General features: G+C 71.9%; 26 protein-coding genes and 1 pseudogene. 6 read left to right on the forward strand and 21 right to left on the reverse strand.

Translation table 11 applies throughout. The features are described 5' to 3' along the window. Positions 1-117: 117 nt before the first annotated feature. Positions 118-831, reverse strand: coding sequence for a transglycosylase family protein (locus OG788_RS12000; protein WP_406370634.1), 714 nt, complete (start codon positions 829-831; stop codon positions 118-120). 536 nt (positions 832-1,367) lie between these two features. Here OG788_RS12000 and OG788_RS12005 point away from each other — a divergent pair. Both OG788_RS12005 and OG788_RS12010 read left to right on the forward strand, forming a co-directional pair. Next, the gene (locus OG788_RS12005) at positions 1,368-2,141 is read left to right on the forward strand and encodes a hypothetical protein (protein ID WP_351549266.1); all 774 of its coding nucleotides are present in this window, start codon (positions 1,368-1,370) and stop codon (positions 2,139-2,141) included. A 283-nt stretch (positions 2,142-2,424) separates the two neighbouring features. Next, on the forward strand, positions 2,425-2,772 hold the full coding sequence (locus OG788_RS12010; RefSeq protein ID WP_351549263.1) for a hypothetical protein: 348 nt from the start codon (positions 2,425-2,427) through the stop codon (positions 2,770-2,772). A gap of 96 nt (positions 2,773-2,868) precedes the next feature. Here the strand turns inward: OG788_RS12010 and der are convergent, their stop codons facing one another. The 6 genes from der to OG788_RS12040 all read right to left on the reverse strand — a co-directional run bounded on the left by der (position 2,869) and on the right by OG788_RS12040 (position 8,142). Beyond that, positions 2,869-4,347: a ribosome biogenesis GTPase Der gene (gene der, locus OG788_RS12015; RefSeq protein ID WP_351551792.1), complete on the reverse strand. Its 1,479-nt coding sequence runs from the start codon at positions 4,345-4,347 to the stop codon at positions 2,869-2,871. Positions 4,348-4,424: 77 nt separating this feature from the next. Next, positions 4,425-5,138: a lysophospholipid acyltransferase family protein gene (locus OG788_RS12020; RefSeq protein ID WP_406370637.1), complete on the reverse strand. Its 714-nt coding sequence runs from the start codon at positions 5,136-5,138 to the stop codon at positions 4,425-4,427. Beyond that, entirely contained in the window at positions 5,096-5,791 is a 696-nt protein-coding gene (gene cmk, locus OG788_RS12025) for a (d)CMP kinase (protein WP_351551795.1), read from the reverse strand. The genes OG788_RS12020 and cmk overlap by 43 nt, the downstream gene beginning before the upstream one ends. 279 nt (positions 5,792-6,070) lie before the next feature. Continuing rightward, positions 6,071-7,156: a prephenate dehydrogenase gene (locus OG788_RS12030; RefSeq protein WP_351551798.1), complete on the reverse strand. Its 1,086-nt coding sequence runs from the start codon at positions 7,154-7,156 to the stop codon at positions 6,071-6,073. Further along, entirely contained in the window at positions 7,153-7,515 is a 363-nt protein-coding gene (gene aroH / locus OG788_RS12035; RefSeq protein ID WP_266757076.1) for a chorismate mutase, read from the reverse strand. The genes OG788_RS12030 and aroH overlap by 4 nt, the downstream gene beginning before the upstream one ends. A gap of 138 nt (positions 7,516-7,653) precedes the next feature. After that, a complete protein-coding gene (locus OG788_RS12040) occupies positions 7,654-8,142 on the reverse strand; it encodes a YidB family protein (RefSeq protein WP_406370640.1) in 489 nt (162 codons plus the stop codon). Positions 8,143-8,251: 109 nt separating this feature from the next. Here OG788_RS12040 and OG788_RS12045 point away from each other — a divergent pair, with 109 nt between their 5' ends. From OG788_RS12045 to OG788_RS12060, 4 genes and pseudogenes are all read left to right on the forward strand, one after another. Beyond that, positions 8,252-8,914, forward strand: coding sequence for a hypothetical protein (locus tag OG788_RS12045; protein ID WP_406370641.1), 663 nt, complete (start codon positions 8,252-8,254; stop codon positions 8,912-8,914). Between the two features lie 24 nt (positions 8,915-8,938). Then, positions 8,939-9,523 (forward strand): DUF6529 family protein, encoded by a 585-nt coding sequence (locus OG788_RS12050; RefSeq protein ID WP_406366873.1) that lies wholly within the window; start codon positions 8,939-8,941, stop codon positions 9,521-9,523. Then, positions 9,520-9,930: a Rieske (2Fe-2S) protein gene (locus OG788_RS12055; protein WP_406370643.1), complete on the forward strand. Its 411-nt coding sequence runs from the start codon at positions 9,520-9,522 to the stop codon at positions 9,928-9,930. Before OG788_RS12050 ends, OG788_RS12055 begins: the two co-directional genes overlap by 4 nt. A 21-nt stretch (positions 9,931-9,951) precedes the next feature. Further along, positions 9,952-10,719, forward strand: a pseudogene (locus OG788_RS12060) (DNA polymerase beta superfamily protein); the annotation flags it as partial. 30 nt (positions 10,720-10,749) lie between these two features. Here the strand turns inward: OG788_RS12060 and OG788_RS12065 are convergent. The 14 genes from OG788_RS12065 to OG788_RS12130 all read right to left on the reverse strand — a co-directional run bounded on the left by OG788_RS12065 (position 10,750) and on the right by OG788_RS12130 (position 26,366). Then, positions 10,750-11,565, reverse strand: coding sequence for a DNA polymerase beta superfamily protein (locus OG788_RS12065; RefSeq protein WP_356758169.1), 816 nt, complete (start codon positions 11,563-11,565; stop codon positions 10,750-10,752). Between the two features lie 3 nt (positions 11,566-11,568). Further along, positions 11,569-12,591: an ADP-ribosylglycohydrolase family protein gene (locus tag OG788_RS12070; protein WP_406370645.1), complete on the reverse strand. Its 1,023-nt coding sequence runs from the start codon at positions 12,589-12,591 to the stop codon at positions 11,569-11,571. Further along, entirely contained in the window at positions 12,591-13,346 is a 756-nt protein-coding gene (locus OG788_RS12075) for an NUDIX hydrolase (protein ID WP_406370646.1), read from the reverse strand. Before OG788_RS12075 ends, OG788_RS12070 begins: the two co-directional genes overlap by 1 nt. A gap of 180 nt (positions 13,347-13,526) precedes the next feature. Then, positions 13,527-15,005 (reverse strand): DHA2 family efflux MFS transporter permease subunit, encoded by a 1,479-nt coding sequence (locus tag OG788_RS12080; protein WP_406370647.1) that lies wholly within the window; start codon positions 15,003-15,005, stop codon positions 13,527-13,529. Between the two features lie 20 nt (positions 15,006-15,025). Next, a complete protein-coding gene (locus tag OG788_RS12085) occupies positions 15,026-15,619 on the reverse strand; it encodes a TIGR03086 family metal-binding protein (RefSeq protein WP_406370649.1) in 594 nt (197 codons plus the stop codon). Next, entirely contained in the window at positions 15,616-16,584 is a 969-nt protein-coding gene (locus tag OG788_RS12090; RefSeq protein WP_406370651.1) for a sigma-70 family RNA polymerase sigma factor, read from the reverse strand. The genes OG788_RS12085 and OG788_RS12090 overlap by 4 nt, the downstream gene beginning before the upstream one ends. Before the next feature lie 171 nt (positions 16,585-16,755). After that, entirely contained in the window at positions 16,756-18,027 is a 1,272-nt protein-coding gene (locus OG788_RS12095; RefSeq protein ID WP_406370653.1) for a pseudouridine synthase, read from the reverse strand. Further along, a complete protein-coding gene (gene scpB / locus OG788_RS12100; protein ID WP_356758158.1) occupies positions 18,027-18,683 on the reverse strand; it encodes an SMC-Scp complex subunit ScpB in 657 nt (218 codons plus the stop codon). Before scpB ends, OG788_RS12095 begins: the two co-directional genes overlap by 1 nt. After that, positions 18,680-20,017 carry a segregation/condensation protein A gene (locus OG788_RS12105; RefSeq protein WP_406370655.1) on the reverse strand — a complete coding sequence of 446 codons (1,338 nt, stop codon included), beginning with the start codon at positions 20,015-20,017 and terminating at the stop codon, positions 18,680-18,682. Before OG788_RS12105 ends, scpB begins: the two co-directional genes overlap by 4 nt. 18 nt (positions 20,018-20,035) lie before the next feature. Then, entirely contained in the window at positions 20,036-20,617 is a 582-nt protein-coding gene (locus OG788_RS12110; protein WP_266757098.1) for a hypothetical protein, read from the reverse strand. Beyond that, positions 20,602-21,729: a ParA family protein gene (locus OG788_RS12115; protein ID WP_266757100.1), complete on the reverse strand. Its 1,128-nt coding sequence runs from the start codon at positions 21,727-21,729 to the stop codon at positions 20,602-20,604. The genes OG788_RS12110 and OG788_RS12115 overlap by 16 nt, the downstream gene beginning before the upstream one ends. A 424-nt stretch (positions 21,730-22,153) precedes the next feature. Beyond that, positions 22,154-23,278 carry an alanine dehydrogenase gene (ald, locus tag OG788_RS12120; protein ID WP_351551845.1) on the reverse strand — a complete coding sequence of 375 codons (1,125 nt, stop codon included), beginning with the start codon at positions 23,276-23,278 and terminating at the stop codon, positions 22,154-22,156. A gap of 162 nt (positions 23,279-23,440) precedes the next feature. Beyond that, positions 23,441-25,522: a tetratricopeptide repeat protein gene (locus OG788_RS12125; RefSeq protein ID WP_406370657.1), complete on the reverse strand. Its 2,082-nt coding sequence runs from the start codon at positions 25,520-25,522 to the stop codon at positions 23,441-23,443. 217 nt (positions 25,523-25,739) lie between these two features. Beyond that, positions 25,740-26,366, reverse strand: coding sequence for an NUDIX hydrolase (locus OG788_RS12130; RefSeq protein WP_351551851.1), 627 nt, complete (start codon positions 26,364-26,366; stop codon positions 25,740-25,742). Between the last annotated feature and the right edge of the window lie 28 nt (positions 26,367-26,394).

The following is a 26,394-nucleotide window of genomic DNA, read 5'->3' on the forward strand; positions in this document are numbered from 1 at the left end:
GGGCCACGCTAAGCAGACCGGCGCGCCGTCCCGCCCAGCCGCGCCCGGCACGCCCAGGGCCCCACCCGGTCGGACGACCGGGCGGGGCCCCGTGCCCGGGACGAGGGGGAGCGGGGCTCAGACGTCGAGCCGCTGCCCGGGCACGATCAGGTCGGGATCACCGCCGATGACGGTCTCGTTGGCGGCGTAGAGCTTCCGCCAGGTGGTCCCGTGCCGCGCGGCGATGGCACTCAGGGTGTCGCCGGCGCGGACGGTGTAGTCGCCGCGGGACGCGCCGCGGTTGCTGTGGCCCGACGGACGTGCCGGCGTCTTCGCCGGTGCCTGCTTCGCCGGGGCGGACTTGGGCGCCGACTTGGTGGTCGACTTGGGCGCCGACTTGGGCGCCGACTTGGTGGTCGCCGCTCCCGCGGCCGAGCCCCCACCCGAGGCGGGCGCGTTTCCGTAGGCTCCGGCGCGGGCCGAGCAGGTGGGCCAGGCCCCCCATCCCTGTGCGCGCTGGACCTTGGACGCGACGGCTATCTGCGCGCTCCTGGAGGCCCGGTCGGCGGTCGGCGCGTACGCCGTGCCGCCGTAGGCGCGCCAGGTGCCGGCGGAGAACTGAAGCCCCCCGTAGTAGCCGTTGCCGGTGTTGATGTGCCAGTTGCCGCCGCTCTCGCACTGGGCGATGCGGTCCCACACTCCACTGTCGGCCGCGGTGGCGTCGCCGGTCGCGGCGAGCAGTCCGAGCGGGGCGAGCAGTGCCGCCCCGGCGAGGACCGCCGTCGTGCGCGTCTTGTTCGCCGGACGAGCCTTGTGACTGTTCTCGTGAGTGCTATCGGCACATGCGGACATGTAGTTCCCTCTCGAAACACCCGGGGTCCCCCAGGACGGGACGCGGCGGCCCGCGTGTAGGACGCGGCCGTCGCGCTCCGCCCCCGTCCGCCGAAGGCTGTGCTGTGGTCCGGTGTGGTGCGGCCGGCGGACGTACCCGAGCGGTGCTCTGTGCACACGGCGCAGGAATCTATGGAGCCGGGCGCCCTGATATCAACCAACTCTTCGTCATTCGAGGCCAGTTAGCCGTTACCGCAGGTATCATCGATTTTCGGCCACCCACTTCATTGGGTGATTTCCGGATTTGTCGACCTGCTCCCCTTGTGATCTGTGACCCACTTCACCCAGTCAACTTCCTTCGGACTCCTGGAAGTTGACTCGGAGTAACCAATTCCGGGGGCGGCTTCACCGTGGGCGTCGGATGGTTCGATTCCGTTCGCTCTCGAGCGTGACTCCGGCCACAGATCACCCGTTGACATCTTCATGAGCCGGGAACCCCCGATTCATGGGCCGGGAGCCACCCGGCACCGCCACGCACCGCATCCCGAGGAGCCACCGTGCCGCGCATGCTCGACGTCAGCGACGACGTACGCGCCGAGATCGGCGACGAAGAAGCCGACCGGCTGCTCGCCGGAGAGAACGCCCCCGGCAGTTACGACTGCACGTCGTGCCGCACCCCGGGCGACTCGGAACAGGAGCGCACCAGCACCGTCCTGTTCATCGGCGACGAGACCGCCGTCCTCGCCTTCGCCCACGCCACCTGCCTGCCCTCACAGGTCGTGCAGGTGACCGAGGAGCAACTCCAGGGCGCCGTCCGCTCGATCCACCCCGACGGCCCGCCCGCCGACTCCGCCCCCGAGCAGGCCGTGCTCGGCGTCACCAGCGGACTCGTCCTCATCAACGGCGAGCTGCACCCGGCGCTCGTCGTCGAACCGACCGGGCCGATCGTGCGCCCCGGCTCGACCGACATCGGCGACGACTTCCTGCCCCTGCTGATCGAGCAGGGCTTCATGCCCGCGACCGAGCTGAACTCGGTGCCGCCGGTCCTGCACGGCTGGTCCGTACTGCTCGCGGCGGGCCAGCTGCACGCCGTGCTCCAGCCGGGCACCGGAGGCGGCTCGCCCGTCGCCTGGTGGCAGGCCCACCAGGCACTCCAGGTCACCGACAGCTGGCGCGCCGCCGCCAACAAGCACCAGCAGGTGCTGCTGTTCGCGGCGCCGGTCGGCTCCATCGGCCGTCAGCCCCGGGAGGACCTGCTGCGCGACGCGCTCGACAAGGCGGCGGCCAACGGCAAGCTGGTCGCGGCCGCGATGCCGCTCGCCGGTACCTGAGGACGGGGCGGTAGGCGCACGCTCGGCGGGGTTCGCCGGGGAACTGAGGGCGTCCGGCCGGCTCCGGCCGGGGAGGGTCGTCCGCACGGTTCCCCGCGCCCTCGCGCGCGCCGCTCACACCGGACGGCCTGCGAAATGACCGCGTCGGCCGCATCTGTTGGGCGGCGGGGTCGTTGGCACGTACGTGCACACCTACGACGCCCCCGGCCGCCGACCCTTCCAGCCGGTCCCGCCCTCGGGCTCTCCCCTCCGTTCGAGCAGAGAGGTGCCGGCGTCGCGACCGGTGCAGAATCCTCAGGACGGCCCGTCCCCCACGCCGATCTACGACGCGCTCCACGCCGAGTGGGTCAGATCCTTCAGGACTCTGCCCGGCGACCGGCACGGCGAGGAGGAGTTGGGCTTCAAGGCTTTCGGGAGCCTCGGGAGCGGTTCGAACTCCTACAGCTCGTCGGGCTCGTACAACTCCTACAGCTCGTACAGCGCGGGGGCGCAGACCGCGCGGCAGATCGCCGCTCAGCACGGGCAGACCTCGACGGCGACCGCCGTCTGGCAGCCGGGCGCGCGCCAGCACGGCACCGGGATGCACCACATCCCGGCCGCGCTGCCGCCCGCACCGCGCAGGGGTCATTGAACGGCGGGACCTCGCGTGGCGACGCGAAGGGGCGGCTCCTGTGGGAGCCGCCCCTTCGCGTCGCCTTCAGGCGCTCCTTCTTCTTGCCTTCAGGCGCTACTTCTTCTTGTTGGCGCCGCGCTTCTCGCGCACCCGCACCGAGATGTGGATCGGCGTGCCCTCGAAGCCGAACTCCTCGCGCAGGCGGCGCTCGATGAAGCGCCGGTAGCCGTGCTCGATGAAGCCGGAGGCGAAGAGCACGAACCGCGGGGGCTTGGTGCCCGCCTGCGTGCCGAACAGGATGCGGGGCTGCTTGCCGCCGCGCACGGGGTGCGGGTGGGCGGCGACCAGCTCGCCGAGGAAGGCGTTCAGGCGGCCGGTCGGGACGCGGGTCTCCCAGCCGTCCAGGGCGGTCTCGATCGCCGGGACGAGCTTCTCCATGTGGCGGCCGGTGCGGGCCGAGACGTTCACCCGGGGCGCCCAGGCGACCTGGGCGAGCTCGGTCTCGATCTCCCGCTCCAGGTAGTAGCGGCGCTCCTCGTCGAGGGTGTCCCACTTGTTGAAGGCGAGGACGATGGCGCGGCCCGCGTCGACGGCCATGGTGACGATGCGCTGGTCCTGCACGGAGATGGTCTCGGACGCGTCGATCAGGATGACCGCGACCTCGGCCTTCTCGACGGCGGCGGCGGTGCGCAGCGAGGCGTAGTAGTCGGCGCCCTGCTGGAGGTGGACGCGCTTGCGGATCCCCGCCGTGTCGACGAACTTCCAGGTGATGCCGCCGAGTTCGATGAGCTCGTCGACCGGGTCACGGGTGGTGCCCGCCACCTCGTTGACGACCACGCGGTCCTCGTTCGCCACCTTGTTCAGCAGGGAGGACTTGCCGACGTTCGGGCGGCCGATGAGGGCGATGCGGCGGGGGCCGCCCACCGCGGTGCCGAAGGTCTGTGCCGGGGCCTCGGGCAGCGCCTCCAGGACGGCGTCCAGCATGTCGCCGGTGCCGCGGCCGTGCAGCGCGGAGACCGGGTGCGGCTCGCCGAGACCGAGGGCCCAGAGGTACGAGGCGTCGGACTCGCCGCTCATGCCGTCGACCTTGTTGGCGCACAGGACGACGGGCTTGCCGGCCTTGCGGAGCAGGCGTACGACCGCCTCGTCGGTGTCGGTCGCGCCGACCTTGGCGTCGACGACGAAGACGACCGCGTCGGCGGCCTCGATCGCGTACTCGGCCTGCGCGGCGACGGACGCGTCGATGCCGAGGACGTCCTGCTCCCAGCCGCCGGTGTCGACGAGCTTGAAGCGGCGGCCCGCCCACTCGGCCTCGTAGGTCACGCGGTCGCGGGTGACGCCGGGCTTGTCCTCGACGACGGCCTCGCGGCGGCCGATGATGCGGTTCACCAGGGTCGACTTGCCCACGTTCGGGCGGCCGACGACGGCGAGGACGGGCAGCGGGCCGTGGCCCGCCTCCCCGATCGCGCCCTCGACGTCCTCGAGGTCGAAGCCCTCTTCCGCGGCGAGCTCCATGAACTCCGCGTACTCGGCATCGCCAAGCGCCCCGTGCTCGTGTTCCGCCGAGCCGTCGGGCTGGATGTGGTCGTTCATGAAGTCCGTACCTCGTCGTTCATTCGTGGTGATCGGTGGAACACCCGTAAACCGGGTGATCCACTACTAAGTGTCGCCTAGCGCCCGACGGGGCGCCCGGCGTTTTCCGGGCGTCCGGTCAGACGCCTGGCGTGGTCCAGGTGGGCGCTGAGCTGTTTCTGGATACGGCCGGTGGCCTCGTCCAGCGCCTGGCGCGTACGCCGTCCGCTGCCGTCGCCTGCTTCGAAGGGGTCGCCGAACACGACGTCGACCCTGCTGCGCAGCGGGGGCAGCCCCTTTGTCAACCGGCTGGTCCTCTCGGAACTTCCCAGTACCGCCACCGGGACGATCGGGGCTCCGCTGCGCACCGCGAAGTACGCGAGCCCGGCCCGCAGGGAGGCGAAGTCGCCTTCGCCCCGGGTGCCCTCCGGGAAGATCCCGAGGACGCCGCCGGAGGCCAGGACGCCGAGGGCGTCGGTGATGGCCGTGCGGTCGGCGATCTCGCGGTCCACCTTCAGCTGGCCGATGCCCAGCAGGAACGGGTCGAGCGGGCCGATGAACGCTTCCTTCTTGATCAGGAAGTGCGTGGGCCTGGGCGCGACGCCCATGACCATCGGCCCGTCGATGTTGTGCGAGTGGTTCACGGCGAAGATCACCGGGCCGGTCGCGGGGACCTTCCAGGCTCCGAGCACGCGCGGCTTCCACAGCCCGTACATCAGGCCGACGCCGATCCGGCGCCCCACCTCGGCGCCTCTTGCGGAGGGTGCGGTCACTTGGCGGCCCGCTTCTCCTCGACGAGAGTGACGACGCACTCGATGACCTGCTGGAGCGTGAGGTCGGAGGTGTCCACCTCGACCGCGTCGTCCGCCTTGGCGAGCGGGGAGGTCTTGCGGCTGGAGTCGGCCGCGTCCCGCTTGATCAGCGCCTCGCGGGTCGCGTCGATGTCCGCGCCCTTCAGCTCGCCGCTGCGGCGGGCGGCACGCGCCTCCGCGGAGGCGGTGAGGAAGATCTTCAGGTCGGCGTCGGGCAGCACGGTGGTGCCGATGTCCCGGCCCTCGACCACTATGCCGACCGGCGCGGACCCGGCGAGGGTGCGCTGCAGTTCGGTGATCCGGGCACGCACCTCGGGCACGGCGCTGACCGCGCTCACCTTGGAGGTGACCTCCTGCGTACGGATCGGGCCGGCGACGTCGGTCCCGTCGACCGTGATGGTCGGCGCGGCCGGGTCGGTGCCGGAGATGATCTCCGGCTTCTCGGCCGCGGCGGCGATCGCGGAGGAGTCCGTGATGTCGATGCCGTTGCTGACCATCCACCACGTGATCGCGCGGTACTGCGCCCCCGTGTCCAGGTAACTCAGCCCGAGCTTCGCGGCCACGGCCTTCGAGGTGCTCGACTTGCCCGTGCCGGAGGGGCCGTCGATGGCGACAATCACAGCCGGAGCGGTACGGGCGGCGCCGTTGTCCACGGTGGGAACACCTTCCTGGTGCGGGGTGGAGGTCTCTGCGGGACGCGATCGCGCCCCGCACAAGGTTACTGGCTCCGCGGACCCCGTATTACTGGCCCTTCCCCGGGCCGGTCACGGAGCCCCGCCGCAGCGGCGCACGGCCGCGCTCGATCCTCGACGCCGCCCTCGTACCTCTCGGCACCGCGGCATCTGCCGGGCCGGGCACGGCCGGGCCGGCCGGCGACCGTCGGCGAGGGATCTTCCCGCCCGCCGAGAGGGCCGCCCCGGGCGGCCCCGGCCCTACTGCCGCAGCGCCCAGCCCCGCTCCCGCAGCGCCGCGCCGAGCACCGGCACGGCCTTCGGCTCCACCATCAGCTGCACGAGACCGGCCTGCTGACCGGTCGCGTGTTCGATGCGCACGTCCTCGATGTTGACCCCGGCCATCCCCGCGTCGGCGAAGATGCGGGCCAGCTGACCGGGCTGGTCGTCGATGAGGACGGCCACGACCTCATAGGTGCGCGGCGCGGAGCCGTGCTTGCCGGGGACACGGACCTGGCCCGCGTTGCCGCGGCGCAGGACCTCCCCGATGCCGGTGGCACCCTCGCGGCGCTTGGCCTCGTCGGAGGACTGCAGGGCCCGCAGCGCCTGGACCGTCTCGTCGAGGTCGGCGGAGACGTCCGCGAGAAGGTCCGCGACCGGTCCCGGGTTCGCGGAGAGGATGTCGATCCACATCCGGGGGTCGGAGGCCGCGATCCGGGTCACATCGCGGATGCCCTGCCCGCAGAGCCGTACCGCCGACTCCTCGGCGTGCTCCAGGCGCGCGGCGACCATGCTGGACACCAGGTGCGGCATGTGCGAGACGAGCGCCACGGCACGGTCGTGGGCGTCCGCGTCCATCACGACGGGAACGGCCCGGCAGTGCGACACCAGTTCCAGGGCGAGGTTCAGCACCTCGGTGTCCGTGTCGCGGGTCGGCGTGAGCACCCAGGGCCGCCCCTCGAAGAGGTCGCCGGTCGCGGCCAGCGGGCCGGACTTCTCGCGGCCGGACATGGGGTGCGTGCCGATGTACGAGGTGAGGTCGAGGCCGAGCGCCTCGAGCTCGCGGCGCGGACCGCCCTTGACGCTGGCGACGTCCAGGTAGCCGCGGGCGACGCCGCGCCGCATGGCGTCCGCGAGGGTCGCGGCGACGTGCGCGGGCGGGGCGGCGACGATCGCGAGGTCGACCGGACCCTCGGGTGCCTCGTCCGTGCCGGCGCCCAGCGCGGCCGCGGTACGGGCCTGCTCCGGGTCGTGGTCGGTGAGGTGCACGACGACGCCGCGGGCGGCGAGCGCGAGGGCCGCGGACGTGCCGATCAGCCCGGTTCCGATGACGAGTGCGGTCCTCACTGGGCGATGTCCTTGCGGAGCGCGCCCGCGGCGCCCAGGTAGACGTGCACGATGTCGGCGCGCGGCCGGTCCGACTCGATGTGGGCGAGGACACGGACGACGCGGGGCATCGCGCCCTCGATGTCCAGCTCCTGCGCGCAGATCAGCGGGACGTCGACGATGCCGAGCTTGCGCGCCGCGGCCGCCGGGAAGTCGCTGTGCAGATCGGGCGTGGCCGTGAACCAGATGCTGATCAGGTCGTCCGTGGTGAGCGCGTTGCGCTCCAGGATGGCGGTGAGCAGCTCGCTGACCTGCTCGTCCATGTGGCCGGCCTCGTCCCGTTCCAGTTGGACGGCGCCCCGGACCGCTCGTACCGCCACGGTGATGCTCCTCGCTGATCTGTGTGCACGTCGTGTCACACCAGCGTAGTCAGGCCCCCGCGTACCGGTGCGGGCCGCCCGCCTGACGAGACGGGGGCCGCGCACCGGGCCCGGCCGGGAGCGGCTCGTGCCGCCGCCTCAGAGCGACTGCTGCTTGATGAGGTCCTCAAGGGAGGCGCCGGCCGGCATCTCCCCGCCAGGGGTGAGCCTGTCGACCGTCCGGGGCAGCGTCCGGGCGATCTGGTCGGCGGCCTGCTCGGGGCTGACGCCGTTCTGCTCGGCGACCTTCCGGAGTGTGTCGTCGGGCAGCGCGCCGGCGATCTGCTCGCCGCTGACGGGCTTGTTCTCGCCGGTGCCGACCCAGGACTGCGCCTGGTCGGCCAGGCCGGACTTGGTGAGCATCTCCAGCAGGCCGCCCAGCGGATTGCCTCCGTTGCCGCTCGCACCGCCGCCGAGGGCGCCGAGCAGCGCGCCCAGGATGGTGCCGCCGCCGGAGGCGCCGGACTGCCCGCCTCCGCCGAGGAGGCCGCCCAGCAAGCTGCCGAGATCGTCGCCCGCCATGGTCCCGCCTTTCGTGGATGCGGCCGGCGGCGGTGACCGACCGGCCTCAGACCCTGTCAATGTCACCCGAATCGCCCTATTCCGCTACTTGTGGTGAGAACGCGCCCGTGCGCCTCTGGACGCGGGCGCGCAGGTCCGCTCTCATGGCAGGAGACTCGCCTCGGGGGAGGCCCGAATGAAACGTCCAGGACCCCTTCTCACCCTTCTCGCGGGGCTCGTGCTCGGCGTGTTCATGTTGTCGCTCAACGCGACGACAGGGACGAAGAACGCGTCGACGTACCAGGAGGAGTCACCTGCCGCCTCGGTGTCGCCCAGTGCGCCGCCGACGACTTCGTCGCCGTCGCCGAGCCCCTCGCCGACCCGCAGCGCCGTGCCCAACGCCGACTACGCGGGCCGCACCGACGACAACTCCTCGGCGATCGCCGTCTCCCTGCGGGGCGGCAAGGCGATCGCGTACTTCTGCGACGGGCACGACAAGGAGTCCTGGCTGAAGGGTGACGTGAAGGACGACGGCACCATGAAGCTCACGGGCAGCCACGGCGACGAGCTGAACGGGACCCTCCAGGACGGCAGGCGGATCCGCGGCACCGCCGAGGTCGGCGGGCAGGCGTACGGCTTCACGGCCGACAAGGCGGTCAAGCCCTCCGGGCTGTACCGGGCGACGGCCACCGTGCGCGGCGCGAAGGTCGACGGTGGCTGGATCGTGCTCCCCGGCGGCAAGCAGGTCGGCGTCGTCAAGCGCGACGGAACACCTTCGGCGGCACCGGTGATCGACCCGGAGACCGGCGCCGTGACCATCGACGGGCAGAAGATCGTCGCGCGTCCTGTCACCCCCTGACCCCTCTTCCGCAGGGAGTTGCTCATGACCGTGGACCCGAACGCCGCCACCCAGGGCTTCCCCTCTCCGCCGCCCGCCCGCCGCGGCCCGAGTCCCGCCCGCTATCTCGTCCCGGCCCTGGTCGCCGCAGCCGTCGCGGTCGGTCTCGGCGCCTACGGCAAGGTGCACGACCCGGCGGGAACGGCCTTCAATCTCTCCGGTTTCAGCAGCACGGGCGCCGTGAAGTCATGGCTGGCGACGACGGCGTTCTTCTTCGCGCTCGTCCAGCTCGTCTCGGCGCTCATGATGTACGGAAGGCTGCCGGGCCCGAGCTGGGCGTCGACACTGCACCGGTGGTCGGGACGGATCGCGTTCCTGGTGGCGGTGCCGGTCGCCGTCCACTGCCTGTACGCGTTGGGCTATCAGACGTACGAAACGCGCGTCCTGTGGCACTCGCTCCTCGGTTGCTTCTTCTTCGGTGCCTTCAGTGCCAAGATGCTGCTGCTCCGCTGGGAGCGCCTGCCCGGCTGGCTGTTGCCGATCGTCGGCGGCCTCGTCTTCGCCGTGCTCACGGCCGTCTGGCTGACATCCGCCTTCTGGTTCTTCCGTACATTCGGAGTGACGACATGACCAACCGCTCGACGCGGCGCACGGTGATTCTCGCGACGGGGGCGTCCGCGCTGCTGGCGGGGTGCAGTCAGTACAGCGACGGCGACAGCTCGTCGGACTCGTCCCCGAAGGCGTCCAGCGGCCAGCAGCTCGCCACGACGAGCGACATCCCGGTCGGCGGGGGCACGATCTTCAAGGAACAGAAGGTCGTGGTCACCCAGCCGGCGAAGGGCGACTTCAAGGCCTTCTCGGCCATCTGCACGCACGCGGGCTGCACGGTGAACAAGGTCGCGGACGGCACCATCGACTGCCCTTGCCACGGGAGCAAGTTCAGTGTCGAGGACGGGGCGGTCAAGGCCGGTCCCGCGCCGCGCCCGCTGCCCGCGGAGAAGATCACCGTGCAGGGAAACTCGATCCGCCTGGCATGAGAGGGCCCGTACGCTCCGGATATGCGTTCCGAGCCCCGCGTACCCCAGACGCCTCCTGCGTCGACCGCGTCCCCGGCACCGGCGGAGCCCCATGAGCCCGCCGTGCCGTCGGCCGTGCCTCCGGCGTCTCCGGCGTCTCCCGCGTCTCCCGTGTCGGCGGTCTCGTTGGTTCGGGACCACACGGTCTACTCCTGTGTGATGGGGTCACGGGCCTTCGGGCTGGCCACGGACGGCAGTGACACGGACCGCCGGGGTGTCTTCCTCGCCCCGAGCTCCCTCTTCTGGCGCTTCGAGAAGCCGCCGACGCATGTCGAGGGCCCGGCGGAGGAGCAGTTCAGCTGGGAGCTGGAGCGGTTCTGCGCGCTCGCCCTGCGCGCCAACCCGAACATCCTGGAGTGCCTGCACTCCCCCCTCGTCGAGTACGTGGACGACACCGGGCGTGAACTCCTGGCCCTCCGGCCGGCGTTCCTCTCCCGCCGGGCGCACGAGACGTTCGCCCGCTATGCCCTGGGCCAGCACAAGAAGCTGGACGCGGACGTCCGCACGTACGGCGCCCCGCGCTGGAAGCACGCCATGCATCTGCTGCGCCTCCTGATGAGCTCCCGCGACCTGCTGCGCACGGGGACCCTGACGATCGATGTCTCGGAGCAGCGCGAACCGCTTCTCGCGGTGAAGCGGGGCGAGGTGCCGTGGAGCGAGGTCGAGAGCTGGATGTCCCGTCTGGCTGCGGAGGCCGACGAGGCGGCCGACCGCAGCCCGCTCGCGCCCGAGCCGGACCACGCGCGCGTGGAGGACTTCCTCTTCCGGGTGCGCCGCGCCTCAGCGCTCCAGGACGCCGACGGTGTCCTCCGGCCCCCGAAGGCCCTCAGGACCTCCCCGGACGCCGTCCAGGCGGACCCTGACGACGAAGGCGTGCAGAGCGTCGTACGCGGAGGGGGCGTCCGGCAGCGCTGAGGCACCCTGCGCCTCGTCGAGAAGCGTGTGCAGCCGCTCCACGTCCTCCTCCACGCGTGTGCGGGGGACGTCCGCGGCCCCGTGCTCCCGTTCCGCCTTCGCGGCGATCAGGTCCGGCAGATACGAGGGAGACGCGACCTGCCCGGCCAGCGTCGGCAGGTCCGCCTGAACCTCGCCGCTGCGCATGAGGTGGATGCCGGTGAGCAGCACACGGAAGGTGTAGAGCAGCGGCTTGAGTTCGCCGGTCTTCTCGAAGAGCCGCCACTGCGTGGTCGCGAACCCCCGGTAGTGGTGGGCGTGATGGCGGGTGAGAACCCCGGGTGCGAGCGAGACCAGCTCCCGGTGCTCGTCGCCGGTGTGCACGACGAGCGGTGAGAGCAGCTGCTCCAGCACGTATCCGTTGCGCCGCAGCATCAGCCGGACGAACTTGCGCAGGTCGTGGGTGACCAGGTCCATCTCGACCCCGTCCTGGAACCACATGCGGGACCGGGTCTCCTCCGGCTCGCGCAGCCCGACCAGGTCGGCCGTCGGCAGCAGATGGACACCGCGCAGGTCGACGTCGGAGTCGCGCGAGGGGAAGCCGTACAGGTGCGCCCCGGAGACGGTGGCGAAGAGCACCGGGTCGGGCTGTTCGCCCACCACGCTCGCGAGGTCGGTGCCGACACCGAGGACGTCTGTCATCCCTCAAGCGTCCCAGAGGGCCCCCAGCGCCATGAGGTCGCCCTGGTACTCGACGCGGTCGGCCCAGGACGTCGGCCAGGCCTCCGAGCCGTGGTAGGCGCCCGCGAACGCCCCGGTCAGGCAGGCGATGGAGTCGGAGTCGCCCGAGGTGCAGGCGGCCCGGCGCAGCGCGGTGACGGGTTCGTCGACGAACAGCAGGAAGCACAGGAGGCCGGTGGCGAGCGCCTCCTCGGCGATCCAGCCCCCGCCGGTGGCCATGCAGGGGTCGGTCTCGGGCGAGACGGTGCGCACGGCGTGCCGGAGGTTGTCCAGGACGTCGAGGCACTCGTCCCAGCCGCGGGAGATGTACTGCTCCGTCGTGGCGTCCTCGCTGAAGGACCACAGGTCGCCGAGCCAGCGGGAGTGATAGCGGTGCCGGTTCTCGTACGCGTACGAGCGCAGCCGGCCGACCAGTCCCATCGGCTCGACGCCCTGGGTGAGCAGCCAGATCGCGTGCGCGGTGAGGTCCGCGGCGGTGAGCGCGGTGGGGTGGCCGTGGGTCAGCGCGGCCTGGAACTGCGCGGCGCCCGCGCGCTGTTCGTCACTGAGCCCGCGGACGAGCCCGACGGGGGCGACGCGCATGTTGGCGCCGCAGCCCTTGGAGCCGATCTGGCTGGCCTCCTGCCAGCGGCGCTTCTCGTTCTTGAGGAGGTTGCAGGCGACGAGACAGGTACGGCCGGGGGCGCGGTTGTTCTCGGGCGACTGGTACCAGTCCACGAACTCCTCGCGCACCGGCCGTTCCATCCGCAGCGGGCCGAGCAGACCGCGGTTCATCGCGGTGCGCAGCCCCCGCGCCAGCGCCAGCGTCATCTGGGTGTCGTCGGTGACGATCGCGGGCCGGGGCAGCGCCATCTGCCGCCAGGGACCGCACTTGTCGAGGATGGCGGGCACGGAGTTGAACTCGGTGGGGAATCCGAGCGCGTCACCGAGGGCCAGGCCTATGAGGGATCCGGTGGCGGCGCGCTTCGCGAGGGTCGTGGTGGTCATCAGGGCCGTCCTTCCGAGGTGGGACGCAGCAGGGGTGGGTGCAGGGCTTTGGCGCCGCCCGCGCGGTAGACGGCGGCGGGCTTGCCGCGTCCGCCGGTCAGGCGTGCGGCACCGGGGACCTGTTCGACGAATCCGGGTGTGGCGAGGACCTTGCGCCGGAAGTTGGGCCGGTCGAGCACGGTGCCCCACACGGTCTCGTAGACCTGCTGCAGCTCGCCGAGGGTGAACTCGGGCGAGCAGAAGGAGGTGGCGAGACAGGAGTACTCCAGCTTGGCGCCCACGCGTTCGTGGGCGTCGGCGAGAATCCGGTCGTGGTCGAAGGCGAGCGGATCGAGCGCGTTGAACCGCAGCCACTGGGCCTGTGCCGCGTCGCCGCCGCCGTGCGGCTCGGGAGCGTCCGGCAGCAGCGCGGCGAACGCGACGGAGACGATCCGCATGCGGGGGTCGCGGTCGGGTTCGCTGTAGGTGCGCAGCTGCTCCAGGTGGAGCCCCGAGGTGTCCGACAGCCCGGTCTCCTCGGCGAGTTCGCGGCGGGCCGCCGCCTCGGCGGACTCGTTGGGCAGCACGAAGCCGCCGGGCAGCGCCCAGCGGCCGGCGTACGGCTCCTGGCCCCGCTCGACGAGGAGCACCTGCAGCGCGCCCGCGCGCACAGTCAGGACGGCCAGGTCGACGGTGACGGCGAAGGGCTCGAAGGCGTACTTGTCATATCCCTCGGGCGCCGTGCCACCCGGCGCGCGGCCTTCTCCTGTCGCCACACTCCACCCCCTTTATGGTCAGCCTGACTATGGTCAGTACGACTATAAAGGGGGCGGGAGGATACCAACAAGGTTCTCCGCTGGCGAAGTTGCGGTTTCTCGGACTCGCCGCGAGAAAATTGTCCGCGCGTGCGGCGGGGGCGACGGAAGGTGTTCCGTCACGGGCGGAGGCCGTTCGGATCAGCCCTGGACCCGGGCGCGCGACACCTCCGGACGCCGGACCTCGGCACGGCGCGCGTCCTGACCCTGCGCCCGAGCGTGCGCCGGAGCGAGAGCGGCCACGAGCGCCCCCACGGCCGCTACGCCCGCCGAGACCCACAGCGCGGGACCACAGCCGTCGACGAAGTCCGCCGCCGAGCCGTAGCCCCCGTACTGCGTGAACACGGCCGCGGCGACGGCGACTCCGAAGACTCCGCCCAGCTCGCGCAGCGCGTTGTTGACGCCGGCCGCGACGCCCGCGTCGGCGGGCGGCACCGACAGGGTCACGGCGTTCGCGACGGTGGGGAAGACCATGGAGATGCCGACGCCCGCGACGATCAGCGGCAGCACCAGCCGTCCGTAGCCGACGCCGGGCTGCACCTGCCAGGCCAGCAGTCCGAGGCCGGTGGCCTGGAGCACGAGTCCCCCGAGCATGAAGGGCCGGTTCCCGAACCGGTCGGCCAGGGCGCCCGCGATCGGTGCCACCAGCAGCGGCATGCCGGTCCACACCAGGATGCGGACGCCTGTCTGCAACGGTGAACTCCCGAGGCCGAGCTGGAACAGCTGCGTGATCATGAAGAGGGAGCCGAGCAGCGACATGAACGTCAGGAAGGCGACGCCGTTGGCGGTGGAGAAGGCACGCCTTCGGAAGTACCCGAGGGGCAGCATCGGGTAGCGCGCCCGCGACCGCTCCCAGCCGAGGAAGGCCGCCACGAAGACCACTCCGACGGCCAGCGCGCCCAGCACTTCGGCGCTCCCCCAGCCGGCCTGCGGGGCCCGCACCGGCGCCCAGGCGAGGCCGGTCAGCCCGACGGCGGCCAACAGCAGTCCCACGATGTCGAGTTGCGGACGCGGGCCGTGACTCTCGCGTAGTTTCAGCGCGGCCAGGGGCAGCATCGCCAGCCCCGTCGGCACGTTCAGCCAGAAGATCCACTGCCAGGACAGGCCCTCGGTGACGGCGCCGCCGAGCACCGGCCCGGCCGCGACACCGAGTCCGGTCACCCCGCCCCAGACCCCGATGGCGACGCCCCGCTTCTCGGCCGGGAACGCCTCGCTGATCAGGGTCAGGGTGAGCGGCAGCAGGACGGCGGCGCCGGCGCCCTGGAGCGCCCGCGCGGCGATCAGCTGGCCCGGCCCGGCGGCCAGCGCCGCGAGGGCCGAGGCCAGGGTGAACACGGCGAGTCCGGCGACGTACATCCGCCGCCGCCCGAAGCGGTCGCCGAGCGCGGCACCGGTCAGGGTGAGACAGGCGAAGACGAGGTTGTACGCGTTGATCGTCCACTCCAGGTCGGACAGGCTCGCCCCGAAATCGGCCCGCAGGGCGGGCAGCGCGGTGGCCACGACGACCACGTCGAGGGAACAGAGCAGCGCCCCCAGTCCGGCCAGGACGACGGTCCACACACGGCGTGCGGGCACGGCGGACGGCTGCTGGACGGGGGCGCGTGCGGTGGTGTCGGTCATGACGGTTCCTTCCGTGAGGATCACTCACGGAAGACGGACCGGGCCCGCGCCGAAAAGGAATCGCGGCCGGGGCGCCGTCCCAGGAACGCGAGGAGCACGTCATCCGGCCGGGCCGGTGACGGTATGCCGACCGGGTCGGCGAAGCGCACACCGCGGTCGGCGTCCGCGACCACGAAGCGCGCGACGGGCAGCAGTTCCACGGCGAGCCCGGACGGGATCGGCCGCGCCCGCCCGCAGGCCCGGGCGACATCCCAGCCGTGCACCGCGATCTCCAGGGCGCCGACGGCCGCCAGCAGCCCCGCGTCCATGGACCGGTCCCCGACGGCCGCGGGGGACGGCGCGACGGACACGGCCGCCCAGGCGCCGAGGAGGGCACGGGCCCGCTCGCGGAAGACGCACACCGGATCGGCGGCGGGCGGGGCCGGACACAGCCCGACCCGCCCGTCCGCGACGCCTTCGTAGAGCGCGTCCACCGAGTCGTCCAGGTGGCGGAGCAACTCCCCCAGGTCCCACTCGGCGCACGGCGTCGGCCGTCGCAGGCCCTCCCGCGGCACCGCGGCGACGCTGCCCAGCGCGTAGGCGAGCGACCGCTCCAGGAGCTCTCCCGGGTTCACGGGAGAATCCGGGGCAGGTCGAAGCCGGCGAACAGCCCCGGATCCAGGAAGACGGTGAGCCGCGCGATAGCGCGCTCCTCGACGGTGAGCACCTGTACGGAGTGCGCCCGGAGCACCCCGTCGACCCCGCGCTCGTACGCCGCCACGGCGGGCTGCCCGTTGGCCCGGACGGGCACCATGCGGATCCAACCGGCCTCGCGCCCCGAGAGCACCCGCACACGCAGGAACCGCAGCACGTCCTTCCTGCCGCTGAACCACTCCAGGTAGGGCGGCATCTCCAGCTCGACACCGTCGCGCAGCAGCCCCAGCAGCGACTCCATGTCGGCGTTCTCGAAGGCGCTCATGTAGCGGTCGAGGAGTTCGCGGTCGTCGGTCCCTTCGGGCTCGACCACCAGGTCCTCCTCCGGGGCGACCTCGTCGAGCCGGGCACGTGCGCGCTGGAGGGTGCTCTTGACCGCCGCGGTCGAGGTGTCCAGCAGGGCGGCGACCTCGGACGCCCGCCAGGCCAGGACGTCCCGCAGGATGAGCACGGCCCGCTGCCGCGCCGGCAGGTTCTGCAGCGCGGCGACCAGGGCGAGCCGCAGGCTTCCGCGCGCCGCGACGACCGTCGCCGGGTCGACGAGCGTGTCGGGCAGCGGCTGGAGCCAGGGGATGTCCGTCGCGGGGGCCCGCAGAGGCTCCTCGGGCGCGTCTCCCGGCCCGCCGAGCCCGGTGGGCAGCGGACGGCGCCCGCGCCCCTCCAGCGCCGTCAGGCACGTGTTGGTGGCGATCCGGTAGAGCCAGGTGCGCAGGCTCGCCCGGCCCTCGTACCTCTCGTAGGACCGCCAGGCCCGCAGATACGTCTCCTGGACGAGGTCCTCGGCGTCGTCGACCGAGCCGAGCATGCGGTAGCAGTGGGCGAGCAGCTCCCGCCGGTACGGATCGGTCAGCCGGACGAACTCGTCGCGGTCCGTCGTCGCGGTCATCGCCGCTCCCTTCGTTCGCACCGGGGCGCCTCGGAGCGCACCGGTGGTCCGTTCACCGGTACAGACCGGCGGGACGCCGAGAACGAATCGGCCGGCCCCGGAAAAGTTCCGGGACCGGCCGTCGTACGCGTGGGGCGTCCAGGGGCTGCGAGAGCCGCGAGGACTCCGGGGCTAGAGGCCGACCTCGGCCATCAGCATGCCGACCTCGGTGTTCGACAGGCGGCGCAGCCAGCCCGACTTCTGGTCGCCCAGGGTGATCGGGCCGAAGGCGACGCGCACCAGCTTGTCGACCGGGAAGCCGGCCTCGGCGAGCATGCGGCGCACGATGTGCTTGCGGCCCTCGTGCAGGGTCACCTCGACGAGGTAGTTCTTGCCGGTCTGCTCGACGACGCGGAAGTGGTCCGCCTTGGCGTACCCGTCCTCCAGCTGGATGCCGTCCTTGAGCCGCTTGCCCAGGTCGCGCGGGATCGGGCCGACGATGTGCGCGAGGTAGACCTTCTTCACGCCGTACTTCGGGTGGGTCAGCCGGTGCGCCAGCTCGCCGTGGTTGGTGAGCAGGATGACACCCTCGGTCTCGGTGTCGAGCCGGCCCACGTGGAAGAGCCGCGTCTCGCGGTTCGTCACGTAGTCGCCCAGGCACTGACGGCCCTCGTTGTCCTCCATGGTGGAGACGACACCGGCGGGCTTGTTCAGCGAGAAGAACTGGTACGACTGCGTCGCGACGGTCAGCCCGTCGACCTTGATCTCGTCCTTCTCGGTGTCGACGCGCAGACCCTGCTCCAGGACGATCTGGCCGTTGACCTCGACCCTGGCCTGCTCGACCAGTTCCTCACAGGCGCGCCGCGAGCCGTAGCCCGCGCGCGCGAGAATCTTCTGAAGGCGCTCGCCCTCCTGCTCGGCGCCCGGGAAGGTCTTGGGCAGCTTGATCTCCGGCTTGCCCGCGTACCGGTCCCGGTTGCGCTCCTCGGTCCGCGTCTCGTACTCGCGGGAGCGCGCGGGCTCCGTCCGGCCGCCGCGCTGCTGGCCCTGCTTGGGGCCGCCCTTGGCGCCACCGCGCGCCGAGGCTCCTCGCCCGGACTTCGGGCCCTCGTGCGTGCCTCCGGGGCCTACGTCGTAGCGACGCTCCTCGGGACGGGGCTTGCTGGGACGCTTCGGCTGGTCGTCGCGCCCTGCCGCCGAGCTCCTCGGCTGGAAGCCGCTGCCGCCGGTCCCACGCGAACCGCTTCCGCCGGTCCCACGCGAACCGCCGCCTCCGGCGCTGCCGCGCGAGCCACCGCCGCTTCCGCCGCTTCCGCCGCGCGAGCCACCGCCACCGCCGGCCCCACGGGAGCCACCGCCGCTCCCGCCGGCCCCACGGGAGCCACCGCCACCGCCGCTCCCGCCGGTTCCCCGCGGGTTGCCGCGCCCGCTGTTCCTGCCACTGCCGCTGCCACTGCTTCGCATCAAAGTTCCGTCGTCGTCGTGTCGTCTGCATCTGCATCCGGTGCATCCGGATCGAACGACGGGACCCCTTCCAGCGTCTCGGCCTCGATCGCGTCCGCCTCGGGGAGGAAGGGCGCGAGCTCCGGGAGCTCGTCCAGACCGCGCAGGCCCATTCGCTCCAGGAAGTAGTTCGTCGTCGTGTACAGGATCGCACCTGTTTCGGGTTCCGTGCCCGCCTCCTCGACCAGACCCCGCTGGAGGAGGGTGCGCATCACGCCGTCGCAGTTGACTCCGCGGACCGCCGAGACCCTTGATCGGCTGACCGGCTGACGGTACGCGACGACGGCGAGCGTCTCCAGGGCTGCCTGGGTGAGCCGGGCCTGCTGACCGTCCAGGACGAAGCGTTCGACGGCACTCGCGTACGCGGGACGCGAGTAGAAGCGCCAGCCCCCCGCGATCAGTCTGAGCTCGAAACCGCGTCCCTGGACGGTGTACTCGTCGGCCAGTGCGCGCAGCGCGTCCGCGATCTGCCGCCTGGGCCGCTCGAGGATCTTGGCGAGATGTTCCTCGGTGGCCGGCTCGTCCACCACCATCAGGACGGCCTCCAGGGCGGGCCTGAGATCGAGGTCGGCGACGGTGCGCGGCCCCGCGGGGGTGTCGGTGGTCTCCTCGCTCACGCCTTCTCCTCCTTGGTCCCGCGCCCTGCCTCGTCCCGCACCGCTTCCGCGGGCCGGTCGAACTCGTCGGTCACCCTGGGCCGGTCGTCGCCCTCTCCGCCCGTCCAGCGCACCATCAGTTCGCCGAGGGCCTCTTCCTGGTCCAGGGCGACGGCCTTCTCCCGGTAGAGCTCCAGCAGGGCCAGGAACCGGGCGACCACGGTGAGGGTGTCGTCGGTGTCCTCGACGAGCGAGCGGAAGCTGGCCTCGCCGAGTTCCCGGAGCCGCGCCACCACGATCCCGGCCTGCTCCTGCACGCTGACGAGCGGCGCGTGGATGTGGTCGACGTACACCTGAGGCTTGGGCCTCGGCTGCATCGCCTTCACGGCGAGCTTCGCGAACCCCTCCGCCCCGATGCTGATGACGACCTCGGGCAGCAGTTCGGCGTGATGCGCCTCGAGCCCGACGGTACGGGGATAGCGGCGGGCCTCCTCTTCGAGCCGCGCGTTGAAGATGTCCGCGATCTGCTTGTAGGCGCGGTACTGGAGCAACCGGGCGAACAGCAGGTCCCGCGCCTCCAGGAGAGCCAGGTCGGCCTCGTCCTCGACCTCGGCGGTCGGGAGCAGCCGGGCGGCCTTCAGATCGAGCAGCGTCGCCGCGACGACCAGGAACTCGGTCGTCTGGTCGAGGTCCCAGTCCGGGCCCATCGCCCGGATGTGCGCCATGAACTCGTCGGTGACCTTGGACAGCGCCACTTCGGTGACATCGAGCTTGTGCTTGGAGATGAGCTGGAGCAGCAGATCGAAGGGGCCCTCGAAATTCGAGAGCCGCACCTTGAAGACACCGTCACCGGGAGCACCGGGAGCGCCGTCGGAGACCTCCGCGGACACCCCGGCCGGGCCGGCCGGAGTCCCGGGCGCCCCTGGGCCGTCCCCCGGCGTCTCGGGCAACTCGACCGGTGCGTCCGGCCCCGCGTATCGCACCGGGCCCTCTCCAGGCGCCTGGAACAGCCCTGTCGGCTCCTCCGGCGGCCCGTCGGACCCCGAGGACCCCGGAGCCGCCTCAGCGGCCTCTCCGGGCGCCTGTGACCACGCGCCCGGCCCCGCGGGCGCCTCAGCGACCCCTGTGGGCGTCGCGGACAGCTCGGCGCCGCCCTCTGCGGGCGTCTCGGACGGCTCTGCGACCTCCGTGGCCGTCGCGGACGGCTCAGCGCCCTCCGCGGGTGTCTCGGCGGGCGCCTCCGGCAGGTCGGCGGGCACCTCGGGCACCTCGGACGGTGCCGTCCCCGGCCCGCGCCCCAGCGCACGCCGACGACCGCCGGAGGCGGCGGACGGGGGCGGGACGTTCGAGGTCATAGCCGTCGCAGGCTACCGCTACCGCCCGCGCAGACGTCGTACGAGGATGCTCGCGTCCCCGCGGGATTCCAGATCGGCGAGGACCACCGCGACCGCCTCACGGACGATCCGCCCGCGGTCCACGGCGAGCCCGTGCTCACCGCGGAGCACCAGGCGCGCGTGCTCGAGGTCCATCAGCTCCTCGGCGGACACGTACACCGTGATCTTCTCGTCGTGCCGCTCCCGCCCACTGGGCCGGCGGTTGGCGGCCCGCCCGCGTTTGCGGGACGACTGCACGGAGGTGGCGGGGGCTGCGGAACCTTCCTGCGCCGGCTGACGCCGCCCCGAGCGGTCCGGGGCACCGCCCCGGCTGCGGGACTCTCCCGCGTCGGACGACTCGGCGTCGGAGGCGACGTGTTCGTCGCCCTCGCCGTCGCCGCCCCGGACCGGCACCGACTGGGGCCCGTCCTCCCCGGCGGCCGCCGCGTCGCTCTCGCCGGCCGGAGCCGGCACCCGGGCCTCACCGTTGGTCCGGCGCGAGGGCGTGGACGACTGGAGCGCCATGCCCCCGGTGGTACGGAACAGTTCGTCGGCCCCCGGCAGACTCACTCGGCGTGACACCGGGCGAGCACCTCCCTGGCGAGCTGGCGATAAGCGGCGGCACCGACGGAGTTGGAGGCGTAGGTGGTGATCGGCTCACCGGCGACCGTGGTCTCCGGGAAGCGGACGGTCCGGCCGATCACGGTGTGGTAGACGTGATCGTCGAAGGCCTCGACGACGCGTGCGAGCACCTCACGGCTGTGCACCGTGCGGGAGTCGTACATCGTGGCGAGGATGCCGTCGAGCTCCAGCTCGGGGTTGAGCCGCTCCTGGACCTTCTCGATGGTCTCGGTGAGCAGGGCGACACCGCGCAGCGCGAAGAACTCGCACTCCAGCGGCACGATCACCTTGTGGGCCGCCGTCAGCGCGTTCACGGTGAGCAGGCCGAGCGAGGGCTGGCAGTCGATCACGATGTAGTCGTAGTCGGCCATCAGCGGCTTCAGGGCGCGCTGCAGCGTGGACTCGCGGGCGACCTCGCTCACCAGTTGCACTTCGGCGGCGGACAGGTCGATGTTGCTGGGCAGCAGGTCCATGTTCGGGACCGCTGTCTTCAGGAGCACGTCGTCGGCCGCCATGCCCCGCTCCATGAGCAGGTTGTAGACGGTGAGGTCGAGCTCCATCGGGTTGACGCCGAGACCCACGGACAGCGCGCCCTGCGGGTCGAAGTCGACGAGCAGCACCCGGCGTCCGTACTCCGCGAGCGCGGCCCCCAGGTTGATGGTCGACGTGGTCTTGCCCACGCCGCCCTTCTGGTTGCACATCGCGATGATCGTCGCGGGGCCGTGACTGGTCAGCGGACCCGGGATCGGGAAGTAGGGCAGCGGGCGCCCCGTCGGGCCGATGCGCTCACGGCGCTGGCGGGCCGCGTCGGGCGCGAGCGTGGCCGCGTACTCCGGATCGGGCTCGTACTCGGCGTCGGGGTCGTAGAAGTGCCCCTCGGGCAGTTCGTCGTAGTCGGCGAAGTGGGTGTGGTTCTCGCCACTTCCGTTGCCGGCCATGGCGTTCACGTGATGGCCATCCATGCTCGGGTGTGCTGTCTGAGTCATCCGGGGACTCTGGTGGGCTGCGAAGGTTCGGACAGCGACGGAGCCGACAGCCTCGAGCCCCGTGGGGCTCTGGCCCCGCGCCGGCATTCCTGGTTGACCACCCCCGGGAGTAAATGTCGACTCATTCACAAGTCGTCTTACCTCCTTGGTGACCAGGAAACTTCTAGATAGGTCAGCGTGGCACCATGCCGACGGTTGGCGACTCTATGGCGTGTCACCGCTCCGCAGCAACACAATCCGCCGGACCCGACCCGATGTGTCGGCAACCGAACACCCCTCTGTCAAGGGCGTAAGGCCGTCGCACGGCAGGTTTCACCGGTGTGCGAATCGGTTGAAGAGTTACGTTCGCGGCGAGTTGAACGAGTGTCGCAAAGTGACCCGACACACACCCGGCCGGACCTTGTCGGGCAAGGTCCGGCCGGGTGCGCGGTGTTGACGACCTGTGTTGACGTATCGCCTTTTGTCGGCCCGGAGTCGGCCGGAATGTCGACTCCTGGAGTTGCCGGGGGTCTCAGCCGAGCAGGGTCTCGAGCTCGACGTGCTCCAGCCCGTGCGCCTCGGCCACCTCGCGGTAAACGACCTTGCCGTCATGGGTGTTGAGGCCCTTGGCCAGCGCGTTGTCACGGCGCAGCGCCTCGGCCCAGCCGCGGTTGGCGAGCTCGACGATGTACGGCAGCGTGGCATTGGTCAGCGCGTACGTCGAGGTGTTGGGCACCGCGCCGGGCATGTTGGCGACGCAGTAGAAGACCGAGTTGTGGACCGGGAAGGTCGGCTCGGCGTGCGTGGTCGGACGCGAGTCCTCGAAGCAGCCGCCCTGGTCGATCGCGATGTCGACAAGGACACTTCCCGCCTTCATCCGCGAGACGAGCTCGTTGGTGACCAGCTTCGGAGCCTTGGCGCCGGGGATCAGCACGGCACCGATGACGAGGTCGGCCTCGAGGCAGGCCTTCTCCAGCTCGAAGGCGTTGGAGACGACGGTCTGGATCTTCGTACCGAAGATCTTGTCCGCCTCCTTGAGCTTGTTGATGTCGCGGTCGAGCAGGGTCACGTGGAAGCCCATGCCGATGGCGATCTGCGCGGCGTTCCAGCCGGAGACGCCACCGCCGATGACGACGGCCTTGGCCGCCAGCACACCCGGGACACCGCCGGGCAGGACACCACGGCCGCCGTTGGCGCGCATCAGGTGGTAGGCGCCGACCTGCGGGGCGAGACGGCCCGCGACCTCGGACATCGGGGCGAGCAGCGGCAGCGCGCGGCTGGGCAGCTCGACGGTCTCGTACGCGATCGCCGTGGTGCCGGACTCCAGGAGCGCGTCCGTGCACTCCTTGGAGGCGGCCAGGTGCAGGTAGGTGAAGAGCGTCTGGTCCTTGCGGAGCCGGTGGTACTCCTCCGCGATGGGCTCCTTGACCTTCAGCAGCAGGTCGGCGGTGGCCCAGACCTCGTCGGCGGTGCCGAGGATCTGGGCTCCGGCGAAGACGTACTCCTCGTCCGTGATCGAGGAGCCGACGCCGGCGTTCTGCTCGACGAAGACCTGGTGGCCGTGGCGCACCAGCTCGTGCACGCCGGCGGGGGTGATGGCCACCCGGAACTCGTTGTTCTTGACCTCGCGGGGGATGCCGACCTTCACGTCGATCACGGTCCTTGACTCAGAGGGCTCTGGGGCTATGCATGCCGAGGCGGCACAAGCCTGGCAATGCATGTCATACCCGACGTACGGGAGCACACCGGGAAACACCACGGAAGAACGCGGCGGAGCCAGTCTAATGAAGGGATTCTCTCTGTCTAGCCTTTCAATGCATCAATCTTCAGCGGATGCACTGCGGATTTCGCAGGCATTAGCGTCGTGTTCCATGCCGGATGCACTCTCAGGGAGCTCATCTCCCAGCATGCGCTCGGCCGCCGCGCGGTGCAGCCGGGCGGCGGCCGGGTCGCCCAGCCGGTCCAGGGTGTCGGCCAGCCTCAGCTGCAACGCGGCCTGCAGGCGTACGTCGTCCGCGCGGCGCGCCCACTCGACGGCCTCCTGGCAGGTACGCAGCGACTCCTCGGGCCGTCCCGCGTACTCCTGGACGCGCGCCATCTCGCTCAACGCCCTTGCCTGGGCGGCGACATCGCCGTCCTTGCGGTGTCCCGCGACGGCGGCGCGCCAGTTGACCAGCGCCTCGCCGTAGCGGCCCGCGTAGGTGTGCACGGTGGCGATGCGCCCGTACAGCCGGGCGGCGTCCACGCGCTCCCCCCGTGCGAGCCGCTGGGCGAGCGCCCTGCCGTACCAGTCGGCCGCCCGGTCGTAGTCCCCGAGCTCCTGGTGGGCACCGCCTACGGATTCCATCGCGCGGCCGGTCGCGTACGGGTCGTTCGCCTCGCGTCCGGCGTCGAGCGCGGCCCGGTAGCGGGCGAGGGCGTCGGCCGTACGGCCGGTCTGCGCGTCCAGGTCGGCGAGGTTGAGCAGGGCCGCGGCCTTCTCGCGGGGCAGATTCCGGCGCTCGGCGACGTCCAGGACGAGACGGTGGATCCCGTACAGCTCGGACGCCGCGGCCTGGGTGCCGAAATGGACGACCATCGCCCGCACCAGGGCGGCCATCAGCCGTCGGGCGAGGGTGTCCAGCTCCCCGTCGGCGACCGCCAGCCGGGCCGACGCGAGCAGCGCGGGCTGCCGGACGCGCAGCCAGTCCTCGGCCGCCCGGGGGCTGGGGAAGCGCAGGGCGCGCGGCATTCCGGCGAGTTTCTCGCGGGCGGGCGAGCTGTCGGTCTCGGTGATGGCGCGGCAGGACACCAGCAGCCGTACGGTCCGCTCCAGCATCCGGGCGCGGGCCAGCTGCACCTCGGCGGGCCGGTCGTGGGTCTCGACCAGCGTCTGGAGGACGGGCAGGAGGCAGCCGGGGACCTCGTACTGCGGCAGCGGCGACGGAATCGCTCGCAACAGGCCGAGGGCGACGAAGTCGTCCAGCGTGGTCTGCGCCGCCTGGACCGAGCAGCCGGCCAGCGCCGAGGCGGTGTGCGGATCGACGAGGCCCGCGGGGGCCAGCGCGAGCAGTCGCAGTATCCGCGCGGCGCTGCTCGGCAGCGAGGCGTACGCATGCCGGAAGACCCGCGCCAGCGGGGGGCCGTCCTCACCCTCGGTGCGCAGCTGTTTGGCGAGGTCGGCGACGGCGGAGGCGGGGCGCGCGGCGAGCCAGCCGCCGGCCAGTACCAGTGCGGTGGGCTGACCCGCGCAGAGTTCGACCAGCCCTTCGGCGGCGAGCGGATCGACGGTGATGCGCACCGAACCGGTGAACTGGCCGAGGAGTTCGAGGGCGGACTTGGTGTCCAGGCCGCCGAGGGTGCACGGGCGGACGTCCGCGATACCGGTCAGCGGCCCGCCGGAGACGGCGATGACCAGGCATTCCGGGGAGTCGGGCAGCAGTGCGTCGACCTGTTCGGCGTCGGCCGCGTCGTCGAGCAGGAGCACCGCCCGGCGGACGGCGAGTGCCTCGCGCAACCGCTCGCCGAGGTCGTCTGCCCCGGCGCCGGGAGGTGTGGCCAGTCCGAGGGCGGTGAGCAGTTCCCGCGCGGTGGCCTCGGTGGGCACCGGGGTGCCGTCGGGTTCGGTGAGCCGGGCACGCAGGAGGCCGTCGGGGTAACTCTCGGCGACCTGCGCGGCGAGCTGGGCGGCGAGCGCGGTGCGGCCGGAGCCGGGCTTGCCCGCGATGAGCAGCACCCGCGCCCGCGGTGCCTTGCGGCCGGAGAGGGTGTCGAGGCCCGCGCGCTCGATGTCCGCCCGGAGTTCCTTCAACTCTCTTGTACGGCCCAGGAACTGACTCTTCGTAGGAGCGGACCCGGCAGCCGGGCGCTGCCCCTTGGCCGACACCTTGGTGCCGCCGTCGTCCACCGCCTGATCCGTCACGGGCCACGCTCCCGTTCCACTGCGCGCGCAAGCCCGCCGGGACTCCGGTTCGGGCGTTTCCAGAGCCTAGTTCACGCTCTGCGACGATCCGGGCGGAGCGCGGCGGAGACGTCCCCCGATCGGATCAAGCGATCGTAGGACCGGCACCCCCCGGACGGGCGCACGGTGGCCCGTCCGGGGAGGGGCGGAAAAGCGGCGGATGCTCCGCGGAAGCGGGTCAGGCCTCGAAGGGACGCGCGGGCCACGGCGCCTCGGCCGGGCGCAGCGCGTCCAGTCCGTCGCCCTGCCGCGCGGCGAGGAGCGCGAGGGCTCCCACGACCAGGCAGTTGTTGTGCAGGTCACCGGCGAGCACACCGCGGACGAGTTCGTCGAGGGGAACGCGGGCCAGCTCCATGTCGGCCTCCTCGTCCTCGACGTCGAACCGCTCGCCCTCCGCCGCGGAGAGGTCACGGGCCAGGAAGATCCGGACGGCTTCGTCGCATCCGCCGGGCGTGGTGTAGACGTCGGTCAGCACGCGCCAGCTCTCCGCCTTGACGTGCGCCTCCTCGTAGAGCTCGCGCTGCGCGGCGTGCAGCGGGTTCTCGCCGGGGATGTCGAGCAGGCCCGCCGGGATCTCCCACAGCTTGTGGCGCACGGGGTGGCGGTACTGGCGAAGGACCAGGACACGGTCCTCGTCGTCGAGGGCGAGGACCGCCACGGAGCCCGGGTGGACCTGGTAGTCACGGCGCGCGACCGATCCGTCGGGCATGACCACGTCGTCGGTGCGCACCGAGGTCTTGTTGCCCTTGAAGGGAGTCTCGGTCGCCCGGACCTCCCACTCCTCGGGGGTGTCCTTGATCGTCATGGCCTGTCCTCCCACACGCGCAAAAAGA

The organism is Streptomyces sp. NBC_00647, from assembly GCF_045207245.1.
Lineage (GTDB): Bacteria > Actinomycetota > Actinomycetes > Streptomycetales > Streptomycetaceae > Streptomyces.

Coding starts and splice junctions, on each gene's coding strand:
- OG788_RS12000 (WP_406370634.1), bottom strand. CDS start 831: ATGTCCGCATGTGCCGATAGCACTCACGAGAACAGTCACAAGGCTCGT.
- der (WP_351551792.1), bottom strand. CDS start 4,347: ATGAACGACCACATCCAGCCCGACGGCTCGGCGGAACACGAGCACGGG.
- OG788_RS12045 (WP_406370641.1), top strand. CDS start 8,252: ATGAAACGTCCAGGACCCCTTCTCACCCTTCTCGCGGGGCTCGTGCTC.
- OG788_RS12050 (WP_406366873.1), top strand. CDS start 8,939: ATGACCGTGGACCCGAACGCCGCCACCCAGGGCTTCCCCTCTCCGCCG.
- OG788_RS12055 (WP_406370643.1), top strand. CDS start 9,520: ATGACCAACCGCTCGACGCGGCGCACGGTGATTCTCGCGACGGGGGCG.
- OG788_RS12065 (WP_356758169.1), bottom strand. CDS start 11,565: ATGACAGACGTCCTCGGTGTCGGCACCGACCTCGCGAGCGTGGTGGGC.
- OG788_RS12070 (WP_406370645.1), bottom strand. CDS start 12,591: ATGACCACCACGACCCTCGCGAAGCGCGCCGCCACCGGATCCCTCATA.
- OG788_RS12080 (WP_406370647.1), bottom strand. CDS start 15,005: ATGACCGACACCACCGCACGCGCCCCCGTCCAGCAGCCGTCCGCCGTG.
- OG788_RS12090 (WP_406370651.1), bottom strand. CDS start 16,584: ATGACCGCGACGACGGACCGCGACGAGTTCGTCCGGCTGACCGATCCG.
- OG788_RS12095 (WP_406370653.1), bottom strand. CDS start 18,027: ATGCGAAGCAGTGGCAGCGGCAGTGGCAGGAACAGCGGGCGCGGCAAC.
- OG788_RS12105 (WP_406370655.1), bottom strand. CDS start 20,017: ATGACCTCGAACGTCCCGCCCCCGTCCGCCGCCTCCGGCGGTCGTCGG.
- OG788_RS12115 (WP_266757100.1), bottom strand. CDS start 21,729: ATGCCGGCGCGGGGCCAGAGCCCCACGGGGCTCGAGGCTGTCGGCTCC.
- OG788_RS12130 (WP_351551851.1), bottom strand. CDS start 26,366: ATGACGATCAAGGACACCCCCGAGGAGTGGGAGGTCCGGGCGACCGAG.